This is a genomic window from Pseudomonas sp. GW456-E7 (assembly GCF_059424105.1).
The window spans coordinates 341-1,949 of record NZ_JBWKZB010000113.1 but is presented as its reverse complement, the minus strand read 5'-3'; the positions used below and the strand labels follow the sequence as shown (position 1 = coordinate 1,949).

At 63.0% G+C, this 1,609-nt stretch carries 1 protein-coding gene; it reads left to right on the top strand.

Features of this window, described 5'->3' with window-relative positions; all coding sequences use genetic code 11:
* The coding region (locus AC07YV_RS29820) for a beta strand repeat-containing protein (RefSeq protein ID WP_494990401.1) at window positions 1–1,609 on the top strand (1,609 nt) is incomplete at both ends.

The following is a 1,609-nucleotide window of genomic DNA, read 5'->3' as shown; positions in this document are numbered from 1 at the left end:
GGTGAAACTACCTACACCGCCGGCAGCACCGCGACCATCGCCAATGTCGGCACCCTGGTGATCGGCGCCAACGGCGCCTATACCTTTACTCCGGACGCCAACTACAACGGCAGCGTGCCGACCGTCAGCTACACCGTCACTGACGGTTCCGGCAGCAATGTCACTTCGACCCTGACCATCGACGTGACCCCGGTCGACGACAGCTTCACTGACCTCAGCGAAAGCGTGACCACCGCTGAAGACACCGCCGTCAGCGGCAGCGTCCTCACCGGCACCTCGAGCGTCGACGGCCCGGTCAGCGTGGTGAACTTCACCATCGGTGATACCACCTACGCCGCCGGCAGCACCGCGACCATCGCCAACGTTGGCACCCTGGTGATCGGCGCCAACGGCGCCTACACCTTTACCCCGGACGCCAATTACAACGGCAGCGTGCCGACCGTGAGTTACACCGTCACCGATGGTTCGGGCACGGACGTCACTTCGACCCTGACCATCAGCGTCACCCCGGTCGACGACAGCTTCACCGACATCGGCGAGACGGTCTCCACCCAGGAAGACACTGCCGTCAGCGGCAGCGTCCTCACCGGCACGAGCAGCGTCGACGGCCCAGTCAGCGTGGTGAACTTCACCATCGGTGAAACCACCTACGCCGCCGGCAGCACCGCGACCATCGCCAATGTCGGCACCCTGGTGATCGCAGCCAACGGCGCCTACACCTTCACGCCAGCCGCCAACTACAACGGCAGCGTGCCGACCGTGAGTTACACCGTCACTGACGGTTCGGGCAGCAATGTCACCTCGACCCTGACCATCGACGTCACTCCGGTTGATGACAGCTTCACCGACCTAAGTGAAAACGTAACCACCGCTGAAGACACCGCCGTCAGCGGCAGCGTCCTCACCGGCACCTCGAGCGTCGACGGTCCAGTCAGCGTGGTGAACTTCACCATCGTCGGTGTTACTGGCACTTTCAACGCCGGCCAAACCGCGACTATCGCCAATGTCGGCACCCTGGTCATCGGGGCCAACGGCGCCTATACCTTCACCCCAGACGCCAACTACAACGGCGCGGTGCCGACGGTGAGCTACACCGTCACCGACGGTTCCGGCAGCAACGTCACCTCGACCTTGAACATCAGTGTCACCCCGGTCGACGACAGCTTTACTGACCTCAGCGAAAGCGTGACCACCAGCGAAGACACCGCCATCAGCGGCAGCGTTCTCACCGGCACCTCGAGCGTCGACGGCCCGGTCAGTGTGGTCAATTTCACCATCGGTGAAACTACCTACACCGCTGGCACCTCCGCGACCATCGCCAACGTCGGCACCCTGGTGATCGGAGCGAACGGCGCCTATACCTTCACCCCGGACGCCAATTACAACGGCACAGTACCGACCGTCAGCTACACCGTGACCGACGGTTCCGGCAGCGATGTCACTTCGACCCTGACCATCAGCGTCACGCCGGTCGACGACAGCTTCACCGACCTCAGTGAAAACGTGACCACCACTGAAGATGCCCCGGTGACCGGCAGCGTTCTCACCGGCACCTCGAGCGTCGACGGCCCGGTCAGTGTGGTCAATTTCACCATCGGTGAAACTACCT